The sequence below is a fragment of the Akkermansia sp. N21116 genome (genome assembly GCF_029854705.2).
In the GTDB taxonomy this organism is placed as follows: domain Bacteria; phylum Verrucomicrobiota; class Verrucomicrobiia; order Verrucomicrobiales; family Akkermansiaceae; genus Akkermansia.
On sequence record NZ_CP139035.1, the window covers coordinates 666,781 to 687,095 of the forward strand.

Annotated in this window: 11 protein-coding genes; 5 read left to right on the top strand and 6 right to left on the bottom strand. The window is 52.1% G+C overall.

Going from position 1 to position 20,315, the window contains the following annotated elements:
• Window positions 1-16 precede the first annotated feature (16 nt).
• Window positions 17-1,195 carry a methionine adenosyltransferase gene (metK, locus tag QET93_RS02505; RefSeq protein ID WP_280131730.1) on the bottom strand — a complete coding sequence of 393 codons (1,179 nt, stop codon included), beginning with the start codon at window positions 1,193-1,195 and terminating at the stop codon, window positions 17-19.
• A 37-nt stretch (window positions 1,196-1,232) separates the two neighbouring features.
• On the opposite strand from metK, the gene QET93_RS02510 reads away from it, so the two are divergent.
• Together QET93_RS02510 and QET93_RS02515 are read left to right on the top strand one after the other, a co-directional pair.
• Window positions 1,233-2,159, top strand: coding sequence for a metalloregulator ArsR/SmtB family transcription factor (locus tag QET93_RS02510; RefSeq protein ID WP_280131731.1), 927 nt, complete (start codon window positions 1,233-1,235; stop codon window positions 2,157-2,159).
• Complete coding sequence (locus QET93_RS02515) at window positions 2,156-2,725, top strand: GNAT family N-acetyltransferase (RefSeq protein WP_322190084.1); 570 nt, start codon at window positions 2,156-2,158, stop codon at window positions 2,723-2,725. Before QET93_RS02510 ends, QET93_RS02515 begins: the two co-directional genes overlap by 4 nt.
• A gap of 51 nt (window positions 2,726-2,776) precedes the next feature.
• Here QET93_RS02515 and QET93_RS02520 read toward each other — a convergent pair whose 3' ends face one another.
• Window positions 2,777-4,762 (bottom strand): alpha-L-arabinofuranosidase C-terminal domain-containing protein, encoded by a 1,986-nt coding sequence (locus QET93_RS02520; RefSeq protein WP_280131733.1) that lies wholly within the window; start codon window positions 4,760-4,762, stop codon window positions 2,777-2,779.
• Between the two features lie 351 nt (window positions 4,763-5,113).
• Between QET93_RS02520 and QET93_RS13220 the strand changes: the two genes are divergently transcribed.
• Both QET93_RS13220 and QET93_RS02530 read left to right on the top strand, forming a co-directional pair.
• A complete protein-coding gene (locus QET93_RS13220; protein WP_345786065.1) occupies window positions 5,114-7,528 on the top strand; it encodes a sugar-binding domain-containing protein in 2,415 nt (804 codons plus the stop codon).
• 98 nt (window positions 7,529-7,626) lie between these two features.
• On the top strand, window positions 7,627-8,259 hold the full coding sequence (locus tag QET93_RS02530) for a GyrI-like domain-containing protein (RefSeq protein WP_280125614.1): 633 nt from the start codon (window positions 7,627-7,629) through the stop codon (window positions 8,257-8,259).
• Window positions 8,260-8,280: 21 nt separating this feature from the next.
• On the opposite strand, the gene QET93_RS02535 is transcribed toward QET93_RS02530, so the two are convergent.
• The 3 genes from QET93_RS02535 to galB all read right to left on the bottom strand — a co-directional run bounded on the left by QET93_RS02535 (window position 8,281) and on the right by galB (window position 14,260).
• A complete protein-coding gene (locus tag QET93_RS02535; RefSeq protein ID WP_280131735.1) occupies window positions 8,281-8,781 on the bottom strand; it encodes a hypothetical protein in 501 nt (166 codons plus the stop codon).
• A gap of 149 nt (window positions 8,782-8,930) precedes the next feature.
• Window positions 8,931-11,285: a beta-galactosidase gene (locus QET93_RS02540; protein ID WP_280131736.1), complete on the bottom strand. Its 2,355-nt coding sequence runs from the start codon at window positions 11,283-11,285 to the stop codon at window positions 8,931-8,933.
• A 20-nt stretch (window positions 11,286-11,305) separates the two neighbouring features.
• Entirely contained in the window at window positions 11,306-14,260 is a 2,955-nt protein-coding gene (gene galB, locus QET93_RS02545; RefSeq protein WP_322190085.1) for a beta-galactosidase GalB, read from the bottom strand.
• A gap of 385 nt (window positions 14,261-14,645) precedes the next feature.
• Here galB and QET93_RS02550 point away from each other — a divergent pair, with 385 nt between their 5' ends.
• A complete protein-coding gene (locus QET93_RS02550) occupies window positions 14,646-17,129 on the top strand; it encodes a PQQ-binding-like beta-propeller repeat protein (RefSeq protein ID WP_280131738.1) in 2,484 nt (827 codons plus the stop codon).
• Window positions 17,130-17,153: 24 nt separating this feature from the next.
• Here QET93_RS02550 and QET93_RS02555 read toward each other — a convergent pair whose 3' ends face one another.
• On the bottom strand, window positions 17,154-20,285 hold the full coding sequence (locus QET93_RS02555; RefSeq protein WP_280131739.1) for an efflux RND transporter permease subunit: 3,132 nt from the start codon (window positions 20,283-20,285) through the stop codon (window positions 17,154-17,156).
• Window positions 20,286-20,315 lie beyond the last annotated feature (30 nt).

The window sequence follows — 20,315 nt, forward strand, 5'->3', positions numbered from 1 at the left end:
TGGATGGAAAAGTGGATTATCCCAGCAGGGAGCGGAGTTTTGACAGGCGTGCGTCGTCGAGGGTTTCCCACGGGAGGTCTCCCTTGGTGAAATGTCCGTAATGGGTTGTTTGACGGTAAAGCGGGCGGAGCAGATCAAGCTGGCTGATCATATCTGCGGGCTTGAAGGAGAAGACGGTTTCCAGCGCGGTTTCGATAGCTGTTTCGCTGACGCGGCCCGTGCCGAATGTATCGACACGAATGGAAACGGGGGATGGGTAACCGATGGCATAGGCAACCTGGAGCTCGCAACGGTCGGAGAGTCCGGCTGCGACGACATGCTTGGCGACCCAGCGGCACATATAGGCGGCTGAACGGTCTACTTTCGAAGGATCTTTGCCGGAAAAAGCGCCGCCGCCGTGGCGGCCGAGGCCGCCGTAGGTATCCACGATAATTTTGCGGCCGGTCAGTCCGGTGTCGCCATGGGGGCCGCCGATGACGAATTTACCGGTGGGGTTGATGAAATATTCCGTTTGTTCGTCCAGAAGCACTGCCGGCAGAACGTCCCGGATCAGGTCGATGCAATATTTGCGGATCGTGGCATGATCCACGTCTTCCGTATGCTGGGTGGAGATGACAACATTGTTGATGTGGACAGGGTGGCCTTCCTCGTTGTACGCGACTGCTACCTGGGACTTGCAGTCAGGACGCAGCCAGGATACTTCGCCGGCTTTGCGCCTGCGGGCCAGTTCGATAAGCAGCTTGTGAGAGAACACGATGGGAGCGGGCAGGAACTCGGGTGTTTCATTTGTCGCATAGCCGAACATGATTCCCTGGTCTCCGGCGCCCTGTTCCGCATGGCCTTTGCCTTCCGCATGGCTGGCATCTACTCCCTGGGCAATGTCCGGGGATTGTTCGGTCAGCATATTCATGAAAAACACCGTATCCGCATTGAACACATCATCGTCTTTCGGACAGCAATAGCCGATCTCCCGAATAGCCTGACGGGCAATCTTTTCTGGATTGATCGCCGCCTTCGTGCTAATTTCACCGGCGACGACAACCATGTTGCTCTTCACAAGCGTCTCGCAGGCCACCCGGCTGTACTTGTCCTGCTCCAGGCAGGCGTCAAGGATGGAGTCCGAAATGTAATCGGCCACCTTGTCCGGATGTCCTTCGCCGACGGATTCCGAGGTAAAAATGTGGGGTGTCTTCATATCGTTAAATCGTGATGCGTTGATATATTAATTTTCCATGAAGTCAATCCTGAAATCGCTCAAGCTGCTGACAGACCCGACACGTCTGCGCATTCTCAATGTCCTGGACGGTGAGTCGCTCAGCGTAGCGGAACTTCAGGAAGTCTTGAATATGGGGCAAAGCCGCATTTCGACGCAGCTTGCCCAACTGAAGAAGGAGGGCCTTGTCGCAGATTCCCGTACGGGGAAAAATGTGTTCTACGTCTCCTGTCTCGACGAGAGCCTGCGCGGGGTCGCTGCGAAGGCCTGTGAAGAATTGCCGGATGTGGAACAGGATCGCAAGGCTCTGCATTTCATTTTGGAGAAGCGTAAGGACAAGATGCGTTCCTACTTCGACGATGTCGTCGGGCGTTTCGGACGCAACTATGCGCCGGGACGTTCCTGGAAGGCGCTGGCCGGGGGATTGCTTCGCATTATGAACTACGAGGTGATTGCCGATCTGGGGGCTGGCGAGGGCTTTGTATCCCAGCTTCTTTCCCCGCGTGCCCGCCAGGTGATTGCGGTAGACAATTCGCCCGGCATGGTTGAACTGGGGATGCAAATGGCCCGGGAACACGGGTTGACCAATCTGGAGTATCGCCTCGGCGATATTGAAGATCCGCCCATTGATCCCGGTACGGTGGATCTCGCCATGTTGAGCCAGGCTTTGCACCATGCCCGCAACCCGATGAAGGCTCTGCAAAGCGCCTGGACGATTTTAAAGCCGGGCGGCTGTCTTCTGATTCTCGACCTCCTCCGCCACAACGTTGAGAAAGTCCGCGACCTCTATGCCGATACCTGGCTGGGCTTCAGCGAGGCGCAGATGGAATCCATGCTCAGGGAAGCAGGATTCAGCCACGTGTTCACCGACATCGTAGACAAGGAAGCCGAAGCCCCCTTCTTCCAAACCCTCATGGGAGTCGCCTGGAAACCCAAAAGCGAATGAAGCAATTTCCCGTCATGAACACCACGACCATCGTTGAGACCGAGCGCCTGATCCTCCGCACATGGAAGCCGGAGGACTTTCCGGCATTTGCCGTCATGAATGCCAATGCCGAAGTCATGCGCTACTTCCTGGCTCCCCTGTCGATGGAGGAATCCCTCACCACCCTTGCCCGCATCCTCGCCGAGCACCGGGAATCCGGTTACGGGCTCTACGCGCTGGAACGAAAAGAGGATCACCGACTCATTGGCCTTCTTGGCCTGCATCGCGTGACCTTTGATGCCCCCTTTGCTCCCTGTGTGGAGATTGGCTGGCGGCTGATTCCTGAAGCCTGGGGGCATGGATACGCGACGGAGGCGGCATCCGCCTGTTTGAAGTATGCTTTGTGCGAGTTGAATCTGCCGGAGGTCTATTCCTTCACGGCGTTGCCGAACATGAGATCCAGTCGGGTGATGGAAAGAGCCGGCATGGAGAAGGTGGGTGAGTTCGACCATCCCAATGTCCCTGCCAGCCATCCTCTGCTGCGTCACGTTTTGTACCGTGCCGACAAAACGCTTCTGGGATGGTAGGTCTTTTGCGTGCTAGTCTCCCGTTAGTTGAAAGCCCCCGGAGGTATGATTCTATTCTGCCGGGAAGACATAAACCCCGAAAGAATAAGCCGGTATTCGAAGATCCAGCCGATTCTTTTCTAGTGCTGGGAGAATGGTGGAAACCGGTCGAATATTGTCGGGTTTTTCAAAATTGTTTTGAGTTTCTATATTGTCCGAATGTAGCCGGATAGCAATTCCGCTCCCTTTCGGAATCTGCTCATCCTGCCCCTTGAAATTGAGTTGAATTGTGCAGTCTGATGGATTCATATTGACCAGCTTGACAATGATGGACTTTCTTTCCCCGTCAAAGACAGAACTTCCATAGAGTCCTTTTTGTCCCGCGAGCGGTTTTCCGTCCTCTCCCGCTAGTGGGAGAATCCGGTTCCCGGCGTAGGTCGAATACATTTGCTGTACATAATAATTGGGAGTGAGGACAAGTGACCGATTGTCGAACCAGATCAAATCCGGTTTCCATTGCCAGGCATCCTTGTGAGCCAGCAAGGGAGCATAGGTTGCCATGGGGACAATATCCGCATTGCGCTCCAAACCGGTCATGAAGGCCGCTTCATGAAGGGCACTGGAGAAATTGTTGCTCTTCTCCGGAGTGTGGCATGCATATTCTCCGGCAAAGACTTTGGGCCCGGATCTTGGATAGGTATCATAGCGGCGGGCATTTTTCCTGAACCAGTCGGGGGAAGCATAATAATGTTCGTCCACAAGATCGACGTTCAGGCTCCTCATGTGTTTCCATAGATTATCGAATTCCTGCCCGGACGCCCCTGGGCCAGCGCTTCCTATTATTCTTATTTCGGGATGCTTTTTCCTCAATGTGGCAAGGAACCGCTCCAAGCGTTCTGCATATTCATCTCCCCATTGTTCGTTGCCGATAGCCAAGTACTTGAGATGAAATGGCCGAGGATGTCCCATTTCTGCCCGGAGCGCTCCCCATTTCGTTGAAATATCGCCGTTGGCGAATTCGATCAGATCCAGAGCATCCTGAATGTAGACATCCATATCTTCCAGGGATGCATGAGCTTCTTTCCCATTTTGGAATTGGCAAGCCATGCCGCAGTTGAGGACAGGCAGGGGAGTAGCTCCCAAATCTTCGGCAAGAAGGAAATATTCGTAAAATCCCAACCCGTAACTTTGATAATAATCTGGAGAAAGACGTTTTTTGGTACTGAAATTCCAACGATTTTCATTTAAAGGCCGGTTTTCTACCGGACCGATGGAATCCTTCCAATTGTATCGGGTAGCAAGAGAAGTTCCTTCGACGATGCATCCTCCTGGAAAACGGAGCAAACCGGGATTCAGCTCTTTCAATGCGCCTGTCAAATCGGCTCTGAGGCCATTTTCCCTCTCCTTCCATGTATGGCGCGGAAAGAGAGACAAATGGTCCAAATCGACGATGCCCGGCGAGTTTAAAAGCAGCCGGAAACTACCTTGATCGACTGTTTTTGAAGGGACCAGTTCAACGATGTATTTCTTCCATTCTTTTTGGGTAATTACCATATCTGTCTGGGCAACAGAATTATTCTTTTCATCAATCAGACAAGCTTGCAGGACGACAGGTGTTGTCTGATTTACCCCAACTCTTCCCCATGCGGAAAAACGATATTTTTTCCCTTTTTCCCAAGCTATGCCACGGAATCCTTCATTCTCCACTCCTGTTTTCCTCTCTCGATGAGAGGCCGGAGACAAACGGATATAGTGTGGATTGCGGGTGAAAGGTCCATCTTCTATTTGCAACGCCACATTGCCGAATATTTTCCATCCCATGAAGGCCTGAGGAAATTCGAAAGAGCGGTTTTTGATCAATTCGGCATACAGGCCTCCATCTGCTGCAAAGTTGATATCCTCGAAGAAAATTCCATACCGATTCGGAGAAACTTCTGTTCCCGGAGACGATACATCTATAGTGACCCGAAAGGGGGCGGCAGAGTTTTCTTCGGCTTTTCCTGCCACTGAAGCCAGTAGGGTAATTATGGGGAAAAAGACGATACTTAAAAATTTCATGTCTATTGATACGTGAAAATCATATCTCCCTTTTCATTTTCCATAGAAATAAGAAAGTTTTTCCGTGATGGGATGTAGACGGAATTTTCCTTGGAAAGGAGGGGGAGGGAAGTGTCTTTTTCTTTGCTTTTCCTGTATTCGATATGATATGGAAATGTTTTCATGCTGTATAATATTATTAAAATAAATAAGTTGTTCGATGGCGATTTGTTTTTATAAATACAGTTCCCATATGATAAGATGGGATAATGTATTTTCTTTTTCTGTTTTTTGTTTGTTGTTGACGTATAAAATTCTGCCTGATAAAAGAAAAATACTATGTTATTTCGCATTTTCGCTTTCGTGGTTGTGATGGCTCTTTGCTTGATTTCTGCAAAGGCGGATGCTTTTTTCGGAATATCTCAAAAGATTAATGAGAATTGGAAATTTTGCCTGGGAGATGAATACGGTGCGCGATTACCGGGGTACGACGATCATCTTTGGAGAAGCCTTGATTTACCTCATGACTGGAGTATTGAGGCAACCCCCGATCCGAAATGGCCGGCAAATGCTGGTTATCTTCCGGGAGGGATTGCCTGGTATCGGAAATGTCTGGAAATCCCGGAGGAGAAACGAGGGGAAAAGGTCTTTATTTATTTTGAGGGAGTCTATAACAACAGCGAGGTTTATGTGAATGGTCGGCTGGTTGGAAAACGTCCGAATGGCTATGTGTCGTTTTTGTACGACATAACGCCTTATGTCCGATATGGGGAAAAGAATAATCTTGCGGTACGCGTTGATCACAGTATGGGTGCAGATTCCCGTTGGTACAACGGATCTGGAATATACCGTGATGTCTATCTGATTTATTCGAATCCGGTGCATATTGACAAATGGGGTGTTTTTTGCAGGACGCGGACGGCGACTTCCAAAAAGGCCGTGTTGGATGTGGATGTTGCCGTGAGAAATGAAACGGAAAGAGACGAATTACTTGCAATTTGTGTAGGGTTGTTTTCCGAAGATGGTGAATGCGTTGCGCAAACAACCTCTCCATTGAAAGTCCAAGGAAACGGCGCTACCTCTCAAATGATTTCCCTGACGCTGCAAAACCCGTTGTTATGGAGTCCCGGGGATCCTCGGCTTTATACGATCAGAGTTTCTCTTTTCCAGGGGGACAAAAATATTGACGGGACTTCTTTCCGTACTGGCATAAGAAAGATCTCCATGGATCCTGACAAGGGGCTCTTTATCAATGGGAAAAGTATAAAGATTAAAGGAGTATGCATACATCATGATGCCGGAGCTTTAGGATCCGCTGTTCCCAGGCAAGTTTGGGTACGTCGGTTAGAGACGATTAAAACTCTGGGTTGCAATGCAATCAGGATGAGCCATAATCCTCATGTCCCCTATTTGTATGATTTGTGTGATGAAATGGGATTTCTCGTAACTCCGGATTCATTTGATGAATGGGAGTATCCGAAAAGAAAATGGGAGGAAGGTTTCTGCACTGGAAAACCTGGATATCAAGGATCGTTTTGGTATTTTGATGAATGGAGTAGTCGGGATATCCGGGACATGGTTCTTCGAGATAGAAATCACTGTTCTATTTTCATGTGGATGATTGGCAATGAAATCGACTACCCTAACGATCCCTATACCCATCCTGTTTTGGGAGGCAAAGACAGTATCGGCATGTCGCAACCGGGCCGATTGGAAAAGGGAGTCATTTTCAACAAGCCTTCTGCGGAACGTCTTGGAACCATTGCCGAGCGCCTTGTTTCTGAAGTTAAGTCGGTAGATCCTACGCGGCCCGTATCTGCAGCACTGGCTGGGATTTCCATGTCAAATAAAACCGGATTGCCAGCGGCTTTGGATGCTGTGGGATACAACTATACGGAGGGAGCTTATTCGCAAGACCATGAGAAATATCCATCCCGGATTATTTATGGGAGCGAGAACACGCATACTCTGGAAGCCTGGAAAATTGCCCGGGACAATGATTATGTTTTTGGACAATTTATTTGGGTCGGAGTCGATTATCTGGGAGAAGCGGAAGTGTGGCCTTCCCGGGGACTCTACAGACCATTTTTCCAAGGCTTGTTGGACATGGCCGGTTTTATGAAGCCAAGGGCCTATTTCCGGAAGGCTTTGTGGACTCAATTTCCCTTGATCCGCATCGGAACATGCAAATGCCGGCAACAAATTTCAGATTACTCCATAGACGAATGGCCGATTTGGAATTATGAAAAAGGAGACCGTATAAGGATTATGTGTTATACGAATTGTCCGCAGGCAAAACTTTTATTGAATGGCAGGCAAGTAGGCAACGTAAAGGACTACGATGATAAAACGGGAGTAATAACCTGGGACCTCGATTATGAACCGGGAACATTGGAAGCCGTCGGTCTTGACGATGGAAAGGAAAAAACACGGCATACGATTAAGACTGCAGGAAAAGCAGCGTGCCTGGAGGTTGTTGCCGACAGGATGAAATTGGGGAGAGACAAGGATTTGGCGCATGTTATCGTTTATATCCGTGACAGGGGTGGCAACTCTGTTCCTCTGGCTGAAAATGAGATATCCTGTTCCGTCACTGGACCAGGGAAGTTGCTTGGTTTGGAGGCGGGAAGCAATACGGACATGAGCAATAATACCAGTGCCTCTCGTAAAGCATACCGGGGAAGGCTTCTTGGCTATATCCAGACCTCCGGTGAAAAAGGAATCGTATCGGTTGTATTCAGTTCACCCGGATTGACTCCTGCAACTGTAAATTTGGTTGTGGAATGATCTTTCGGCACTTTCTGGGTAATGATTGGCGAGACTGTGCTTATACCGCATTCGACGGAAATATGCTTGCCCTGCCATGAGGACTTTGTTAGCAGAACATGATGGGAGAAGTAAAATATGAATGGAGAAAACGGGAAAAGGAACTCTACCTTCCCGGCAGGAAACCTGTTGTCGTAACGGTGCCGCCGTACTTCTATTTGGCATTGGACGGGCATGGCGATCCGAATGCCCGGGAATTTGCCGATGGCATCGGTGTTCTGTACTCCATAGCCTACGCCATCAGGATGATGCCCAAAAAAGGCATTGTGCCTCCCGGATATTTTGAATACACAGTGTACCCTCTGGAAGCCACATGGAGTATGCCCGAGGGCGATGCCTCGCAAGTGTTGACTGACAAAAGCCGTCTTCGTTATACGATGATGATTCGGCAACCCGATTTTGTGACGAGCCGGGTGTTCGATCTGGCTCTTGAAATCGCGGCTGAAAAAGATCCCTCCTCTCTGTTGAAGCAAGTCACCCTTGTCTCCGTCGAAGAAGGGCAGTGTGTCCAGATGCTTCATGTGGGATCCTACGACAACGAGCCGGAAAGCTTTGCCTTGATGGAACAGTTCTGCCTGGAAAAAGGGCTGAACAGGACATCCGCATCACACCGTGAAATTTACCTGTCTGATCCCCGGAAGGTCGCCCCGGATGCCTTGAAAACAGTTCTGCGCTACAAGGTCAAGGGGTGAGTCTCAATTTCTTCGGAGTGGTTATTTAATGTGGACAAATTTCTCAATATTATTGATTAATTTTTCTGTAAATTGAGACTCTCGAGCGGGAGCCTGAATAATGATCAAGCGGTTCGAAACAATTCTCGCCGTATGCATCATGGGTGCTTTGATTTTCTGAATGAGTGCTGAATTTTTTATTTTAAGAGCGGACTGCATGGCCTTGGCAACATCAGCAGGAAGCTCATAAATATAGACAGCGGCTCCGTAATGTTTGATTTCCGGAAAGGCAATCGCAAAATAAATAGCCTTGTACTTGTCGCTGAGTTTGATCCCTTTTTCCTGAGGTTTGAACCATTTGCAAAAAGCCTGCATGGTTTTATCCGGTTTCCAACCTGCGCCCGACAAGGAATACATGATTGCCTGATCGGGTATCTCGGGAATTTGTCGGGGAGTAGCACCCGCACTGGATGATTCATCTACCCCATGGCAAACTCCCATGAGGCATAATGCCAGTAATAATGTTCTTATACTTTTTTTCATATTCTCTCAAATATGAAATCTCCCAATGAAAGGAAATATATTTTTGATGAGGTGGGCGGCTTTCCTCAATTCTCTTGTTCCTCCATAAAAAAACCGGAGCGGTGGTGAGCCGCTCCGGTTGTGGGATGAGTAGTTGTTAGTCTGCGCCTTTATTGGCCTGGGAAGGGTTTGAGGCTGACGTAGGCGCGGTAGTCCTTGATTTTGCCACCAGAAGCACCGGGACGGGGAAGGTACTGGAAACCGGAGATCTTTTTGTTGCCTCCGAGGTCGAGCACGAGCAAGTGGGGGTGCTTGGGTCCGTTGTCGCTCCAGGCAGTGTGCCAGAAGGTGACGGGCTGGCGGTCCATGACGAGTTCGGCATTGCCGGGTTCTGCATCTACTTCTTCACTGTCGGCATAGGCGACTTTCCATTCTTCCTTTTTGAGAGGATTGTCATTTTCGTCGAGGATTTCCAGCTCGGCGATGGCGGCGTAGTCTTGTCCATCCATGGCACTGAGGGCTTCGATGGCGAAGTAGCGTCCTGTGACAGGTTTGTCGAACTTGATGTCCTGCCAGGTTTCTCCGGCTTGGAAGGTTCCTTCATGGACGAGGGAGGTCTTGCCGGGTGTGACGGTTTGGCCGGGTTTGCGGTTGAGTTTGAAGAGGTTTTTCTCCTTGTTCGTTTTCCAGATTTGTTCCGAACCTCCCTTGACGGTTCCTTTGCCTCCTTCGAGATCGAGGACGATGATTTCATTCTCTCCCTGTTTGAGGAACGGAGCAGGGCAGTACAAGGTCTGCTGGGGACCGACAAACCAGAAACGCCCGAGGTTGTGACCGTTTACCCAGACTACACCCTTGGTCCATCCGTCCTGCATGTCGAGGAAGGTGTCTCCGGGCTTGTCTACTTTGAACGAACTCTTGTAGAAGATCGGCTGGTCACCTGCGGGGACTTTTGTGGAGAAGGGGAGTGCGGCTACTTCCTTGTCGGCACAGGGCAGGGAGAAGTTCTTGAATCCGGTAACGGGTTTGCCGGCGAGGGTGACTCCTTCTGTAATCCCCTTGTTCTCCGTGGTGATGGCGCCTCCGTAATTGACGCGCCCGAGGTTCTCTACCAGAATATCCAGCGTGTGTTCTCCGCCCGGGATATCCAGCTTGACGGTATTGGTACCGTGCCGGCGGTCCGCCGTTCCGACGCGTTTCCCGTCCAGCAGGACGATAGCGCGGTCCATCAGGCGGGTCATGGTCAGCGGAGCGTTTTCCTGGGGTCCTGTGACCTTGGTGCGGTAGAGGACGAAGCCGTAAGCCTGATCCATATCTTCCATGACGATGGGGTTGGCGCTTTCCACAGGCTTGGGCAGGTTGTTGAACATGCCTGCGGACTGGGAGAATGAGATGGGAGCGATGTCAATGAATTCCGGATCGGGCGGGGGCTGAGGCAATGCGTGTCCGAGGTGGTCCTCCACGGTTTTGCGGAAGGCTTGGAAGCGTGCATTGAGTTTGCCGGATTCGCTGATGGGGGCGGAATAGTCGTATGAGGTGATGTCCGGCGTCATGCTGTTATTGCCGCCGTTGGCTCCCGACATGAAACCGAAGGACGTACCTCCGTGCACCATGTAGAAGTTGACGGAAATTCCGTTTTCCAGCATCCACTTGAACTCGCTGTTGTACGATTCCGTGTTGCGCGGGTTGTGGACGGCTCCCCAGTGGTCGAACCATCCGCACCAGAATTCCCCATTCATGCGGGGGCCTTTCGGTCTGTGCTTGCGGAAGAGTTCGAAGGCGTTTTTAGCTCCTCCGCCGAAGGTGAGGGCAGCGGGCAGATCCGGCAGCGTACCGTTTTTGAGGCATCCGTCGGTAGGTTGGTCGGCCGTGTAGAACTGGACGTCGGTAAGTCCTCCTTCTTTCAGGGCATTGAGGTGCGCCCGAAGGTATTCCTTGTCGTTGGAATAGGCTCCGTATTCGTTTTCCACCTGGGTCATGATGATGGGACCTCCTTTGGATGCCTGGAGAGGGGCTAGTACGGCGGCTACTTTCTTCAGGTAGTTGAGAGTCGGCTTCATGTACCCGGGATCGGTGGAACGGACCTTGATTTTCCGGCCTTTAAGCAGCCAGGAGGGGAAACCTCCGAATTCCCATTCCGCGCAAACATACGGTCCCGGGCGGACGATGACCCACAATCCTTCTTCCTGAGCGATTCGGCAGTATTCTGCGATGTCGAGATTCCCGGAGAAGTCCCATTCTCCCGGTTTGGGCTCATGCATGTTCCAGAAGATATAGGTACAAAGAGTGTTACATCCCATGGCCTTCATGCGCTTCATACGGTCGCGCCAGTATGCTTTCGGGACGCGCGGGTAGTGCATTTCCCCGGAGATGATTTGAATCGGCTTGCCGTCGATCAGGAAGTCGTTGTCGTTGATTCCTACGGTATGGGAAGAATGGTTGGGTAGAGGTGCCTCGGTGGCGGCGGCCATGCCGGCCAAAAGGAACGAGGTGCTCAGACAGACGGGAAGCAGTAGTTTTCTCATATGTATTTTGTGTCTATGGATTAGTTTTGCTGTGCCGGGACGATGGTCAATTTGGTGGAGGTAGCGGGCATGCCCTGGGCTGTTCCCGTTACGGTGACGTTGCCGGAGGCGTGTCTCTTGCCACGGATGATGACTTGCGCCATGCCGTTGTATGCATTGATTTTATTTCCTTGGAAAGGAGTGAAATCCGTTGCGTCTCCGTTGCAGACTCCGACGATTTCCGCCGGGCCTTCCACCGTGAAATTCAGAGGAGTCTGGGCTGTCGGGACAAAACGGCCCTGGGCATCCTTCATCGTGATGGTGAGGTAGGAAAGATCCTGTCCGTCACCGGCGATTTCCGTTTGGTCGGCCTCTACGGTGAAGTTTGTTGCCGGACCGGAAGTTTGCACGATGTCCGTGGCCCATGGCTTGCCGTCTTTGGTAACGACAACTTTGAGTTCTCCCGGTTCATATTTGACGTCGTGCCAGACGAGACGGTAGGCATTGTCGTCAGCGGTTCCTTTGGTACGGACTCCCTGGCTTTTGCCGTTGAGGAAGAGTTCTGCCGAGTCTCCGCTGGTGTACACATGGACGGGAGTCACCTTTCCGACGCGGTCCGGCCAATTCCAGTGGGGCAGGATGTGAGCCATTTTGAGTTCCGGGCGCCAGCGTGCCTGGTAGAGGTAAAAGCGGTCTTTTTTGAAACCGCAGAGATCTACAATGCCGAAATAGGAACTGCGGGACGGGGCGTATTTACCCAATTTCTCGAACATGGCCATGGCCTTTTGCTTTTCCTTTTCATCGGAAAAGTTCAGGGCGTTGGTGGCGTCGTGGTTGTAAGGTGTCGGTTCGCCGAGGTAGTCGAACCCGGTCCAGACAAATTCGCCGGCGATGCGCTTGTTGGCGTCCAGGGCGCGGAATTCGACATCCGGCTTGTAAGCCCAGCCCGGTGCATAGAGGTCGTAGGAACTGACCTGGAAATTGAAGAACCCTCCGTTTTGCTTCCAACTGACAGGGAAGAAATATTCTCCGCGGGAACTGATACAGGAGGAAGTCTCACTGCCGAATGCGGGCTGGTCGGGCTTCTTTTGTTTGAATTCCGGATATTGCCCGGCACGATAGTTGCCGCCGAAGACATCTACGGTGTCGGCAAATCCGTTTCTGATGCCCTCGCCTCCGCTGCATCCGATACCGACCAGGCGGGATGGATCTTCGCGGTGGAACAATTCGGTAAGTCGCTTGGAAATGTAATGCTTGGCGGGATTCCACTGTTCGTGGACTTCATTGCCGCCGCTCCAGAGGATAACACTGGGGTGATTGCGGTCCCGGCGGACAAAATTGACGAGATCCCGTTCGTGCCAATCGTTGAAGTAGAGGTGGTAGTCGTTTTCGTTCTTGGCACTTTCCCACATGTCGAACAACTCGTCCATGACAAGCATGCCCAGTCGGTCGCAGGCGTCGAGCAGTTCGGGGGCAGGGGGATTGTGCGTGGTGCGGATGGCGTTGGTGCCCATTTCCTTGAGGATTTCCACCTGGCGTTCGTAGCCGCGCTTGTGGACTGCACCGCCGAGAGGCCCGAGGTCGTGGTGCTGGCAGACTCCGTTGATGGGGATTCTCTTCCCGTTGAGATGGAACCCGTCGTCCACAGTCCATTCGATCGTACGGATGCCGAGATTGGTTTGGGCGGAATCGACCGGTTTGCCGTCGAGCATGACCGTTGTTTCGACCGTATAGAGGTGGGGATTGTCGAGATCCCAGAGAATCGGTGATTTGACGTTCAGCGTATTTTGGACGATTTCCTTTTGTCCCGGTGCGATTTCCTTCCCCGTTGATTCAGCAGTGGAGACGACCTTGTCTCCGTCCAGAATCTTCTGAATAACAGTTGGAATGGCTGCCTTGCCACTGTTGTTGGCGACTGTCGTATCGACCAGGACGGTAGCCTGGTCCTTTGTAATTTCAGGAGTGCGGACGTAAACTCCCCAGTGATCTAGGTGGACGGGATTGGCTTCCGTCAGGCGCACATGGCGGTAAATCCCGGCTCCCGGGTACCAGCGGGAGGAATTGGGGGGATTGTCCAGACGGACGGCGATCGTGTTCGTTTGACCGAAGCGGAGGAAGGGAGTGATATCCACGCGGAAAGAGGCGTAGCCATATTTCCACTCTCCGGCCAATTGCCCGTTGACGAAAATCTGAGGACAGGTCATGGCTCCGTCAAAGTCCAGGTAGAAACGGTTTCCCTGCGCATCGGCGGGAACATCCAGAGTCTTGCGGTACCAGCCGATGCCGACCCAGGGGAGTTTACCTGTATTATTGGGCAATTCCATGCGGAACGGACCTTCGACACCCCAGTCGTGCGGGAGATCCAGCGTCCGCCACTTTTCATCGTTGTAGCCCGGTTCGGAGGGAGGAGACATGCGTGACTCGGCGGATGGCCGGGGAACCAGTTCCTTGTCCATGGCGTCGAAGAAGTTCAGTTCCCGGATGCTGGCCCACATGGACGGAGTATGATCAGTGACGGTGATGCGGTAGAACCGGGCGTTTTCCCTGCGGATATCGCAGGTGGTACGGTCGGAAGAAACTTTGTTTTTGGTTTCGTCGTAAAGAGTTTTCCAGTTGGTTCCGTCGGAGGATCCTTCCAACTTGAATTGGTGTATTCCCTCTTTTTCCCATAAGATGGAAACTTTGGCGACGGGAGTCGGTTGTCCCATGTCCACGGAGAGCGTTTGTCCCGCACCGCTACGGGTGGCGCACCAGCGGGTGCCGGGATTCCCGTCCAGTGCCATGGCCGCGGTATTGTCGTTCTGGCTGGTAGAGGCCCAGACTGTTCTCGACGGAGCTCCGGGTTCCAGCTTCATGGTGCCGTCCGGCATCGTTCCGAAACGAGCGAATTTCCACCCTTCATCCATGGATGAAACCTTGGAGGTTTGCAAAGGCGCAGCTATGGTTATACCGGCGCTTACAATGAAAAGGATTGATGAAAGAGAATGCGGCTGCATGTTCCTATATACGTGGAAAAACAGGAAAAATTTCCGCGATGAACAACTTTTCCACGGATTGGAATGTATTCTTTGCAAGGTGTCACGAGATCTCTTCAGTGTCAAATTATAATAATTGTAATATATTCACATTATTGTTTTTGTGGTATAATGTCCTGGGTGAATTTTTGGATATTAATAGTATTTTAAAGATGGCGCGGATTTCTGTAAAAATCAATAGTATTCTAAATATTTCCATCATGGGATCTTATGAGATGGCAGTTTCCGCTATGCTTTGATGTTTGGCGAAGATATTCATATTTCCTGCGAGGCGTTTCCTGATAGGAGGATTGCGAACATTAGAAATTGCATTTGAATTTGTCATGGATAAAATGAATAACGTTCCATGAAAAAGCCCCCTTTTTTTGCTCTTTTTGTTGTTGCTTTGATTGTGCCTTCCGCATGGGCCGATTATTCCGGTATTGTTTTTGCAGACAGGAATGCCAATGGCATTCATGATCCGGGAGAAGTTCCTGTAGCCGGCGTTGTTGTGTCGGATGGCCTTCACGCCGTCAAAACGGACAAGAACGGCCGGTATGTGCTGCCGGGGCATGAAGGGGAACGGTTCCTTTTCATGACTGTTCCGGACGGTTGCAAGGCGTATCCTTTTTACCGGAAAATCGAAGATGGGAAGGAACAGTATGATTTCGCCCTTCTCCCGAACAAAAAGGGAACGCCGGGCAAGGAACACAGTTTCCTGCACATTACGGATACGGAAATTTTCAATACCGGGGAGCATGAGGACTGGGTGAACGGTCTCCGGGAATATGCGGAGAAGACCGGGGCTTCCTTCGTGATCCATACGGGCGACATCTGTTATGAAAAAGGGCTGAAGGAGCATATTAATTTGATGAATACGGGCAATTTCCCCTGTCCCGTGTATTACTGTATCGGCAACCACGATCTGGTGGCGGGCAAGTATGGGGAAGAGGTGTTCGAGAACGTGTACGGTCCGACATTCTATTCCTTTGATTCCGGAAGTACGCATTACATTGTCACCCCGATGCTTGGGGGCGACCGCAAACCCGGTTATACCAAAGAGGATGTGTACCGCTGGATGAAGAATGATCTGGCTCTGGTTCCGAAGGGTAAGCCTGTAATCGTTTTTAACCACGATATTCTTACGACGGGCGATCAATTCAAATATGGCATCGGCAAGGGTGAGGAGATTGACCTGAATGCCCACAATCTAAAGGCTTGGATCTATGGGCACTGGCATATCAACCATATGCGATTCCAGGGAGAAGTTTTTACCATGTGTACGGGGACGGTGGACAAGGGAGGAATCGACCATTCGACAGCTGCTTTCCGCGATATTCACGTTGATGTCGAAGGCTATCCGTCATCGAATTTGCGATATGCCTATCTGGATAGAGCCGTGCATGTCGCATCCGTGCAGAATGGAAAATCACCGTTGTCGAAGAATGGTTCCCTGACGGTACTGGTCAATGCCTATCATGCCGGTTCTCCGACGAAAGGGGTGACTTGTTCTCTGACGGTGGACGGGAAGAAGCTGCCGGAGGTTGCTTTGTCGCGCCGGACGGATTGGAACTGGTCTGCCGAGGTGCCGATGCCTGCCGGGGCTGCCGGTAAAAAGGTTCAACTTCGAACCCGGGTTGATTTCGGGCATGGTCTTACAGTTGATGCGGAAGAGAATTTCATCTGTACTCCTTTTGCCGCCAATCCGGTCCGGACAGGGAAACCCTGGAATAATCTGCTGGGAAATCCGGAACACTCCGGTACTGTGCCGGGGGCTCCTCTGCCCCCCTATGAGCTGGCATGGGTTTCCAATATAGGAGCCAATGTTTACATGGCTTCTCCTGTTGTCCGGGAAGACAAGGTTTATGTGGCGGCAATGGATGAGGACTTGAAGGGAAGAAGCGGAATTTATGCTTTGGATGCCCGGACAGGGGAACTTTTGTGGCGTTACCCGACCCGCAATTCGGTCAAGAATACCATTGTTTTGGATGGCGATACCGTGCTTGCCCAGGATTCTGACGGTTATCTCTATGCCATTCATGGAAAAACCGGGATGCTCCGCTGGGAAAAGAAGCTGAACGTCAAGGATGTCCCAGGATTAATCGAGGGACTTGTTGCAGACAAGGGGATCGTGTATGCGGGCAGCGGGAGAGGACTGACAGCCTGTTCCGTCAAGGATGGAAAGGAGTTGTGGAAAAATTCCGGTTGGGATCAGCGCGAGGGGACGACGACGACTATGTCCCTTGGCAATGGGGTGTTGATTTCGGGTTCGCAGTGGCAGGCCTTGTTTGGCAACGATGCCGCGACGGGGAAATTGCTCTGGAAAATCGACCGTGACGGGTTGCGTAATCGTGGGGCTTCCGCCGCCATTCATGGAGATAAAGCCTATATAACCTCGCAGGACGGTTTGTTTGTATTGGAGACGGCGACGGGCAATGTGCTGAATCATGTGAAGCTGCCCGTTTCCGTCGATGTGACTTCGACTCCCTTGGTGACGGATCAGGAAATTATCTTCGGTTCGGCCAGAGACGGTTTGATTGCGCTGGATCGCGAAACTCTTACCGAAAAGTGGCGACATGCTCCCGGTGATGCCCTGGTGTATACGGCTCCTTACACGCGCAAGGTTTCAGCAACGATTGAGACGAGCCCTGTCCTGGCAGGAGATGCTACTGTTCTGGCGACGGCCTCCGACGGTTCCCTGACGGCGTTGGACCGCAAGAGCGGCAACGTTCTGTGGAAGGCGATGACGGGAGCCCCCTTCCTGAGTTCTCCCGCCATTTCCGGCAATGCCGTCTTTGTGGCCGACTTCTCGGGTAATGTGTATGCCTTGACTCCGGTCGCCGGGAAATAGAGGGAGATACGGAGACTGGTCGGATCAGGATTGCTCTTTGTTCGGAGACGATGCTCCCAATCCCGTCCACTTGGCTATCATGTGGAAGAAAGAAGGGATGAGGAAGATGCCGAGGAAGACGGCTGTCAGCATGCCCCCGATGACGCCGATGCCGACGACTTGGCGGGCCGCAGCCCCCGAACCGGAGGCGACTGCCAGCGGTACGCAACCCAGAATGAAGGCGAAACTCGTCATCAGGATGGGCCGTAGACGGATGCGTGCCGCATCCAGGGTGGCTTCCATCAGAGACTTGCCTTGCCGAATTTCAAGAACGGCGAATTCTACAATGAGAATGGCGTTTTTAGCGGCCAGGGCTATGAGGACGATCAGACCGATTTGCGAATAGACGTTCAATTCCTGTCCGAAAGCCAGCAAGGCGGCAACCGAGCCGAGAAGGGCGACAGGAACTGTCATGAAGACGGCTAGAGGCAGGGTCCAGCTTTCATACAAAGATGCCAGAATCAGGAATACCAGAATGGAGGACACGATGAAGATAATACCCGGTGTTAACCCCTGGGAGGCTTGTTGCTCCTGAAAACTCATGCCGGAGTATCCATACCCCATGCCCGCCGGCATGGTATCGCGGAAGGTTTGTTCCAGAGCGGCCATAACATCCCCGGAGGAATAACCGGGAGCTGGCGATACATTGAGCATCGAGCAATTGTACATGTCCTGGCGCATCAGGAATTCGGGAGCCCAGGTCTTGCCGGTGCTGACGACAGAGTTGATAGGGACAGCATCTCCGTTGGCAGCTCGTACGTTGAAGAGGTTCAGTTTGTCGATGCTGTTGCGGTAGTTCCCGTCAGCCTGCATGTACACTTGCCACTGTTGCCCGTAGATGTTGAAGTAATTGACGAAGATGCTGCCCATGTAGGCCTGGATGGTGTTGTAGACGTCGGCAACGTCCACTCCTTGCAGGGATGCTTGTTCCGTATTGACGTCGAGTTTGTATTGTTCGATGGACGGCGTCATGAAGTTGTTGATGGAGGCGATGGCGGGATGCTTCCGGGCGGCATTGATGAAGGCGGTAGTATTGGCTGTGAGGAAATTTTCTCCTTTTCCCTGTCTGTCTTCCAACAGGAAGGAGACGGCTCCGGATGTTCCGACTCCGGGAATGGGAGGAGGAGGAAAGACGAAGGTGATGCCGGAGGAAATGCGGCGGGTGAGTTCCTCCGTGATGCGTCCGCAGAGGGCGTCTGCACTTTCGCCGGGCGAACGGCGTTCGTTCCAGGGTTTCAGGGAGATGAAGAAGAAAGCGTTATTCGGGCTTTGGACGAATGTCATCAAGTTGAAACCGTTGACGGTGGTGACGTCCTGGACGCCCGGAATGGATCTGATGATTTCTTCCACCTGGAAGGAAGCCTTTTCCGTGACGTTCAGGGAGGAGTTCTGCGGAAGTTGGATGCCGGCGAACAGATAGCCCTGGTCTTCATTGGGAAGAAACCCTCCGGGAATGCGTTGCGTGATGGGGAAGATCAAGGCAGTCATGCCGGCTAACAGAACGAGGGAGAGAACGATCCGCCTTGTCAGGCTGCCGCATATGGCGACATAGAGATTACGGGCCTTGTCGAAAAAGGTATTGAATGCACGGTACAGGGGCCCCAGGAGTTTATGATTGGAAGTGGATTCCTTCCGCAGGATCATGGCTGCCAGAGCCGGGCTCAGGGATAGGGCGCAGAAGGCCGAGATGATGATGGAGGCTCCGATCGTGATGGCGAACTGCCCGAATAATTTACCGGTCACTCCCGGAAGAAGAAGGGTCGGCAGGAATACGCAGGAAATGACGAGCGCCGTGCTGACGATGGGACCGGCAACTTCCTTCATGGCGTTGGCAGTGGCCTCTTTGGGGGATTCTCCGGAGTCGATGTGGTTCTGGACGGCTTCTACGACAACAATGGCGTCATCCACGACTAGCCCGATAGCCAGGACCATGCCCATCAGGCAAATGGTATTGATGGAAAAACCGAATAACGGGAAGAATGCAAAGGTTCCGATGATAGCTACCGGGATTGCGAAAAACGGAATGATGGTGCCTCTCCAACCTTGGAGGAAGACGAACACGACAAGGATGACGAGGCCGAGAGCGATCAGCAGAGTTTGTGCGATTTCGGTAATGCTGGCCTGGACAGCTTTCGTGGAATCCATGGAAACGAGGTAATCGAGTCCGGGCGGTAGAGGGGTATCCTGCAGGAGTTTTCTGATATCGTCAGATAACTGCAGGGCATTGCCTCCGGGGGCTTCATAAATGGCAATGGCAGCCGTGGGCGACCCGTTGACTCGGGCGCTGAGTTCATAGGTCTCCGCCCCGAGTTCTACGCGGGCGATATCTCTCAGGCGGACAATAGAATCCCCTGTGCCCCGGACGACGATGTTTTCGAAATCGGCAACCGTGTTGAGGCGGCCGGGCGCTTTGACGGTATAGGTAAATTGCTGATCATCAGGGGCGGGTTGGGCCCCGACCTTGCCGGCGGGATTAACTGTGTTTTGCGCCTGAACAGCCTGCATGGCTTCCGTGACGCTGATGTTGAGAGCGGAAAGTTTTTCCGGATTCAGCCAGATACGCATGGCGTATCTGCCGGAGCCGAAGACCTGTACGTCGCCGACTCCCTTGACGCGTTTGATGGCATTGACTAGGTTGATGTTGGCGTAGTTGGAAATCCAGAGACTGTCATAGTTTTTGTCCGGGGAATAGAAACTGACGACCATGGTCGGCAATCCGCTTGATTTTCGCAGGGAAACGCCCAGTTCCGCTACTTCTCCGGGAAGTTGGGAGTTGGCTTGTCCGTAACGCAAGTAGGAGAGCACCTGGTCCATGTTCGGGTTGGTGCCGACGTCGAATACGACAGTCATGCTCATTTGTCCGTTGTTGGTGCTGACGGATGACATATAGGACATGTTGTCCACACCGGACATTTGCTGCTCCAACGGGGAAGCGATGGATTTGACGACTGTTTCGCAATCTGCTCCGGGGTAGGTGGCGGAAACCTGGATGACGGGAGGAATGATGTCCGGATATTCGGCAATCGGCAGCCGCAGCAGGGAAAATGTACCCAGCATGACGATTATGATAGAGAGACAGATCGCGACGATCGGACGTTTGATGAAAAATTGTGCCATAATGTCCTCCCTAGGAGTAGGATGTAAAGT